General features: G+C 35.6%; 5 protein-coding genes. 2 read left to right on the top strand and 3 right to left on the bottom strand.

Annotation, left to right across the window (positions count from 1 at the left end):
• Window positions 1-283 precede the first annotated feature (283 nt).
• Together Q0Q99_RS00565 and Q0Q99_RS00560 are read left to right on the top strand one after the other, a co-directional pair.
• Window positions 284-2,971, top strand: coding sequence for a reprolysin-like metallopeptidase (locus tag Q0Q99_RS00565; RefSeq protein WP_293889869.1), 2,688 nt, complete (start codon window positions 284-286; stop codon window positions 2,969-2,971).
• A gap of 216 nt (window positions 2,972-3,187) precedes the next feature.
• Window positions 3,188-4,444 (top strand): zinc-dependent metalloprotease, encoded by a 1,257-nt coding sequence (locus Q0Q99_RS00560; protein ID WP_293889867.1) that lies wholly within the window; start codon window positions 3,188-3,190, stop codon window positions 4,442-4,444.
• A gap of 58 nt (window positions 4,445-4,502) precedes the next feature.
• Here Q0Q99_RS00560 and pth read toward each other — a convergent pair whose 3' ends face one another.
• From pth to Q0Q99_RS00545, 3 genes are all read right to left on the bottom strand, one after another.
• Entirely contained in the window at window positions 4,503-5,069 is a 567-nt protein-coding gene (pth, locus tag Q0Q99_RS00555) for an aminoacyl-tRNA hydrolase (RefSeq protein WP_293889865.1), read from the bottom strand.
• Between the two features lie 135 nt (window positions 5,070-5,204).
• The gene (locus tag Q0Q99_RS00550) at window positions 5,205-5,810 is read right to left on the bottom strand and encodes a 50S ribosomal protein L25/general stress protein Ctc (RefSeq protein WP_293889863.1); all 606 of its coding nucleotides are present in this window, start codon (window positions 5,808-5,810) and stop codon (window positions 5,205-5,207) included.
• A 72-nt stretch (window positions 5,811-5,882) separates the two neighbouring features.
• A complete protein-coding gene (locus tag Q0Q99_RS00545; RefSeq protein ID WP_293889861.1) occupies window positions 5,883-6,824 on the bottom strand; it encodes a ribose-phosphate pyrophosphokinase in 942 nt (313 codons plus the stop codon).
• Between the last annotated feature and the right edge of the window lie 188 nt (window positions 6,825-7,012).

Raw genomic sequence — 7,012 nt, 5'->3', positions numbered from 1 at the left:
CTGTCCGAAAACAGATTTACTAGAAAAATAATTACTTTTACTCATCGTTATTTGAATTTTTGCAACTCTAAATTACGATTTTAATTGAGAAGCCATTTTTATGGCTTCTTTTTTATTTACTTTTATCGGACAACAATGATTTAATATAATAATTTTCATCAAAAAAACATGATGTAAATGAAATGTGTTAAATTTAAGTCTAAATGATTAAAAATAAGCGTTCTTATTTGCAGATATTTGAAAGATAACTATATTTACTCTCTTTTAAATAATAAACTAAATCATGAAAAAAATTTTACTCTTAGTTGTCTTTATTCTATCTGTTACTTATTCTTTTTCTCAAAGGAATAATTCGTGGAAACTTTTTGAAAACAATAAAGCAATTACCTCAGAAAAAATAAGACAAATACCCTATTCTGTTAATCAGAAATTATTAGAATTCGACGTTGTTCAGTTTAAGCAATCGCTTGTTGCTGTTCCGCAAAAATCTTCCGGACATGCAGGAGTGGTTATTCAATTACCCAATATTAATGGAGAATTGGAAAAATTCCAAGTTTGGGAATCTTCAAATTTTGAACCAACGTTGCAGACACAGTTTCCAAACATTAGAGCTTACGTTGGAAAAGGAATAACGGACCCTTCGGCAGTTTTAAACTTTAGTTTTTCTCCTAAAGGAATTCAAACTATGGTTTTCAGAGCCAACACAGGAACTGAATTTATTGAACCTTATACTAAAGATAGTTCTGTTTATGTAGTTTTTGATTCAGCAACCAGAATCAAAGGGAAATTACCTTTTAATTGCAGTACAGAAGACCTTGTTGTTAATCAAAGTTTATCTAATAAATTAGTAAACAGCACGCTATCAAGTGCACAGTCATACAAAACAATGCGACTTGCATTGTCATGTACAGGTGAATATGCGCAATATTTTGGAGGAACTGTTAATGATGCATTAGCTGCTATGAACGCTACGATGACAAGATGTAATGGTGTGTTTGAAAAAGATTTAGCGATAAAATTATTAATTATTGCAAATGATAATTTGGTGATTTATACTGACCCCACTAGTGATCCGTATTCTGATGCAGCAAATATGGCTAACTGGAACGCAGAATTGCAAGCGACATTAACAAGTGTTATAACCGATGCTAATTATGATATTGGGCATCTTTTTGGAGCATCTGGTGGTGGCGGAAATGCAGGTTGCGTGGGTTGTGTTTGTGTAAACGGTTCAAAAGGGAGTGGAATTACTTCTCCAGCCGATAATATTCCAACAGGAGATACTTTTGATATTGATTATGTTGCCCACGAAATGGGTCATCAAATGGGAGGAAATCATACTTTTACACATACTGCTGAAAATAATTCCGTAAACGTAGAACCGGGTTCTGGAACTACTATTATGGCTTATGCAGGAATTGGCGGTGGCGGAACAGATATTCAAATGCATTCAGATGATTATTATAGTTATAAAAGTATTGCTCAAATACAAACTAATATGGGGAGTAAAACTTGTCCGGTTAGTACAAGTTTAGCGGTTACTAATCCTAAACCTGTAGTAACTGTATCCGGAGCAGCATATACAATACCAGTAGGAACAGCATTTAAACTTACAGGAACTGGTACAGGAACAGCTGGCGAAGTATTAACGTATTGCTGGGAACAAAATAATGACGCAACAATAGTTGGTGGAACTGCTACTTTTCCGTCACCGACCAAAACAGACGGCCCTAATTTTAGATCTCGTGTTCCAAGTTCTTCACCCGTTAGATATATGCCACAGTTTTCGGATGTTTTAGCTGGAAATTTGGTTAATACATGGGAAACCGTTTCGACTGTTGCAAGATCATTAGCTTTTGCTTTTACAGTTAGGGATAATGTACTTGGTGGAGGTCAAACTAATAGTGCTGCAACAACAGTTACGGTTGTGGATGCTGGAGGCGCTTTTGCAATAACCAATCCAAGCACAGACAATGTTTCATGGGATACAGGTTCTACACAAACCATAACTTGGAGTGTTGCCGGAACAACAGGAAGTGGGATTAACACTGCTAATGTGAATATTTTATTGTCTACAGATGGTGGTGCTACATTTCCAACTATCCTAGCAGCTAGCACTCCTAATGATGGGTCAGAAGCTATAACGCTTCCCAACACAGCGTCTTCAACAACCAGAATTTTAATTGAAGCAGTTGGAAATATATATTATGCCGTATCGAAAAATATTGCACTTGGCTATACTGTTAGTTCGGTATGTAATACTTACACAAATTCCACAGCATTACCAATACCTGATGGAGTTGGTGCCAATTCGCCTGGCGCAGTTGCTTCCAACTCAATAAATGTACCTGTAACAGGAACAGTATCGGATATAAATATAGGATTGAACGTTACACATACTTACCCGAATGATTTAGTAATCGCTATAAGCAATCCTGGAAATGTAACTCAGGTACCAGTTTGGAATAGAGCTTGTGCGGGTAATAATAATTTTAATGTCACTCTAAATGACGGTTCTCCAGCATTTACTTGTGTTGCCAGTATGACAGGAACATTCGCTCCTTCATCACCACTATCTGCTTTCAATGGTAGACAGTCAAATGGGACATGGTCTTTATTAGTAGCTGATTATTATAATGTTGATACAGGAACTTTAAACTCCTGGTCTATTCAAGTGTGTGCCGATACATTTACTTTGTCTACTCCAACAGTTGGGTTTACTGATTTTGCGGTTTATCCTAATCCGAATAATGGTAATTTCAACATTCAATTTACAAGCAACTCTTCAAACGGCAACGGTGTTAAGGTCTTAGTTCACGATATGAGAGGAAGAGTGATTTTGGAAAATAATTTTGAAAATAGTGCTACATTCAATCAAAACATTCAATTAAATAATGCTCAGTCAGGTGTTTATTTATTGACTGTTACTGATGGGGAAATGAAACAAACCAAAAAAATAGTGGTTGAATAAACTCAATGATTATAAATAGTTTTAAAGAGGTGTTAAACAACACCTCTTTTTTTATAACGCTTTTTATTATACTCGTAGCACTATACTTATCTAAATTGCAAATGATTACGTTAAAGAGGAAAAGAATATATATTCACCTCAATTTTTAGATAAAAATCGTTTTATCTAAAACAATTGTTTATTTTTGAAATCTTTAAAATTAAATATAAATCAAAAATGAAATTAAAATTACTATTTGCATTACTTGTTTTTCAAGTAAGTTTTGCCCAACATAGAACTTGTGGAATGCAGCAGAAAATGTTGCAAATAATGAATAACCCAGCTCAAAGACAAGCATACTTTGAGCAACAGAGTAAGTTTACGGCTGAATTACAAAAAATTGTAACAAATAAAAATGGCAATAGTGTTAATACAGTAATAAGAATTCCTGTGGCTGTTCACTTTCCCGCAGTTGCAACTACATCTGCCTTAAAAGCTTGTTTCAGAACATTAGCACAATCACAGGTTAATATATTAAATGCAGATTATAATGGGACAAATGCTGATATTTCTAACTATGTAGCAGATGCTCCATTTTACCCTGGCACTAACACAGGAAATTTACAAGTACAATTTGTATTAGCTACCCAAAATCATCCCGCGGGAACTGGTTTAGTCAATGGTGATTTGGCGGTAACATTCGGGACAGATTTTTTAGGAACAAACGATGACGATACCACATGGTCGGGTTATTTAAACTTAGTGTGTAGAAATGCCGGAAATGGGATTTTAGGCTATTCAAATCTAGGAGGTTCTCCACTTGCAGGAAATTGTGTTGTAATAGCAAAAGCAGCTTTCGGTTCAGGCAGCGGTTGTACAGGTTATGTTCCTGGGTCACCTTATGATTTAGGGAGGACATTGACTCACGAATTAGGCCATTATTTTAACTTAGACCATACATTTGCTGGTTGCGGAGAATCAAATTGTGCTGTTTATAATGCTAATAATCCTAATGGCGATGGTATTTGTGATACACCTGCTCAAGATGTTGAAGATTATGACTGTCCTGCTGCGGGTGATGTGGTTGGTTGTACCGGAGATTATGCCTTGACAATGAACTATATGGACTATGTAAATGATGCTTGCATGTATATGTTTACAGCTAATCAGGCAACAAGAATGTTGGCATGGTATAATGCCATTGCAAATCAGTTTAAAACAAATGTTTTAGGTAATGAATCTTTTTTACAAAATGATTTTAGCATTTATCCTAATCCAAGTAAGGGCAGTTTTACCATTCAGTTTAAAGATATGATGAATAGTTATTCTGTTGAAGTATATGATGTAACAGGGAAAACGATTTATGAAAATAACTATGACCAATCGTCTAATTTGGCTCAGGTTGTAAATTTAGACAATGCTACCAGCGGTGTTTATTTTGTAAATATTAAAAGCGATAAAGGAATTGTGACTAAAAAATTAGTTATAGAATAAACTTCTTAAAGTCTTTTAAATAAAAGTTCCGTCTAATTTTAAAACTAGACGGAACTTTTTATTTTCCATTAAAGCCATTCATAGTTTCATTTAAACCTCCTAAAGCAAAAGAATCTATTATTTGTTTAGCCACTTCAAATCTTTCCGGAAGTTTTTCTTTTTCAATGTCACTCCATTCGCCAAGAACATAATCAACTTGTTGTCCTTTTTTAAACTCATCACTTATTCCAAAACGGAAACGAGGATATTCGGAAGTGTTCAAAATAAGCTGGATGTTTTTCAAACCATTGTGGCCACCATCTGTTCCTTTCGATTTTATACGAATAGTGCCAAAAGCCAAATTCAAATCATCCGTAATGACCAATACATTTTCCATGGCAATGTTTTCTTTTTGCATCCAGTATTGAACCGCTTTGCCGCTTAGATTCATGTAGGTGTTGGGTTTTAGCAATATCAGTTTCCTTCCTTTTATAGTGTATTCAGTAACTGCTCCTAATTTTGCGGTTTCAAACGAAACGCCTTGTTTTGAAGCAACATAATCTACAATTTTGAAACCAATGTTATGGCGGGTATTTATGTATTCGGCACCGATGTTTCCCAGACCGACGATAAGGTATTTTTTCATTTCTGAATTTTCAGAGGTTGTCTTTGTTTTAAATAAATTCTTAATCCAATTCATTCAGTAAAAGTAAACTAATTTGATTTCATAAAAAAAGCACCAGTACAAACTGATGCTTTTCAATATCTGAAAAATAATTACTTATTTTTTCTTTTTTGCTCCACCTTTCTCTGCTTTTGCAGCTTCCTGAGCCGCTTTCATAGCCGCACGAGAAATCTTAACTTGCGCTACAACAGTGTTGTCCGGGTGCATTAATTTGAAGTTTTTAGCTTCTAATTTTGTAACATATAACTTGTTGCCCATTTGCATTTCAGAAATATTGGCTTCAACAAAATCAGGTAGATTTTTTGGTAAAGCTTTCACTTTTAATCTACGTTGGTTTAAGTTTAAAACACCTCCTAAAAGTACGCCAGGAGAAGTTCCGGTTACTTTTACAGGCACTTCCATAATGATTTCTTTGTCATCACTCAATTGGAAAAAATCAATGTGATTGATTCTGTCTGAAACTGGGTGAAATTGAATGTCCTGCAAAACTGCATTGGTCGTTTTTCCATCCAAATCTATCACAACTGTGTGCGCGTTTGGAGTGTAAACCAAGTTTTTGAAAGCCATTTCTTCCGCTGAGAAATGAACTGCTTGACTTCCTCCGTATAAAACGCAAGGAACCAATCCAGCATTACGTAGGGCTTTAGTCGCAACTTTGCCCACGCTTTCTCTTTCTGATCCTTTAATTGTAATCGATTTCATTGTAAAAATATATAGTTAATAAATAATAAATTAAATTTTAATAAAACTCTTTCTGTTGAATGCCAAACGGTATTACATCAAGAATTTCCCACTAATGGAATTGTTGTGATTGACCATTTGCATTACTTCTGCAAAAAGAGGTGCACAACTCACTACTCTTATTTTTCTTGATTCTTTCTTTAACGGAATAGAATCGGTAATTATCAATTCGCTTAATTGCGATTTTTCGATCTTTTCGTAGGCATCACCTGATAAAATGGCGTGTGTACATATTGCTCTTACGCTTAACGCGCCTTTTTCTATCATCAAATCTGCGGCTTTCGCCAAAGTGCCTCCACTGTCAATCATGTCATCAACCAAAACAACGTTTCGGCCTTTTACATCACCAATCAGTTCCATTTTGTCAATGATTCCGGCTGCTTTTCTTTGTTTGTAACAAATCACTACATCGGATTCTAAGAACTTAGAATAGGCGTATGCCCTTTTTGAACCTCCCATATCTGGAGAGGCAATTATCATGTTTTCTAGATTCAGGCCTTTTACGTATGGTAAAAAGATGGTAGAGGCAAATAAATGGTCTACCGGTTTCTCAAAGAAACCCTGTATCTGGTCTGCGTGCAAATCCATTGTCATCACGCGGGTTGCCCCTGCGGCGTCCAATAAATTGGCTACCAATTTTGCACCAATCGGAACTCTTGGTTTGTCTTTTCTGTCTTGTCTTGCCCAACCAAAATATGGTATCACGGCGGTTATATGTCTTGCCGATGCTCTTTTTGCAGCATCAATCATTAGCAACAATTCCATCAGATTGTCGGCGCTTGGAAAGGTCGAACAAATGATGAAAACGCGTAAACCCCTTATTGATTCTTCGTAGGACGGCTGAAATTCTCCGTCGCTAAATTTTGAAAGGGTCACTTTACCTAGCGGAATACCATAGTTTTTGGCTATTTGTTCAGCTAAATATACACTTTGGGAACAGGCAAATATCTTTGCTTCTGGTTCTTGATGTGGCATTTTAGTAAGTTGTTTTGTAGTTAGTTAGTGTGTGTCGCGTTACCGAGGTGCAAATTTAGAAATAAAATCCAACTCTGAAAGGAAAAATAAGAGTATTTTGTTTAGAGTTTTTAATAATATTATTTACATGTGCAACCTGCTGAGCCCGGATGGCGGAATTGGTAGACGCGCTGGTCTCAAACACCTGT

This window comes from Flavobacterium sp. (assembly GCF_025352425.1).
Classification (GTDB): Bacteria; Bacteroidota; Bacteroidia; order Flavobacteriales; family Flavobacteriaceae; genus Flavobacterium.
The sequence above is the reverse complement of the archived record's forward strand: the minus strand, read 5'-3'. Positions and strand labels throughout refer to the sequence as shown.

Excerpts from the sequence above, each read along its gene's own strand:
- Q0Q99_RS00565 (WP_293889869.1), top strand. The coding sequence starts at position 284 with ATGAAAAAAATTTTACTCTTAGTTGTCTTTATTCTATCTGTTACTTAT.
- Q0Q99_RS00560 (WP_293889867.1), top strand. The coding sequence starts at position 3,188 with ATGAAATTAAAATTACTATTTGCATTACTTGTTTTTCAAGTAAGTTTT.
- pth (WP_293889865.1), bottom strand. The coding sequence starts at position 5,069 with ATGAAAAAATACCTTATCGTCGGTCTGGGAAACATCGGTGCCGAATAC.
- Q0Q99_RS00550 (WP_293889863.1), bottom strand. The coding sequence starts at position 5,810 with ATGAAATCGATTACAATTAAAGGATCAGAAAGAGAAAGCGTGGGCAAA.
- Q0Q99_RS00545 (WP_293889861.1), bottom strand. The coding sequence starts at position 6,824 with ATGCCACATCAAGAACCAGAAGCAAAGATATTTGCCTGTTCCCAAAGT.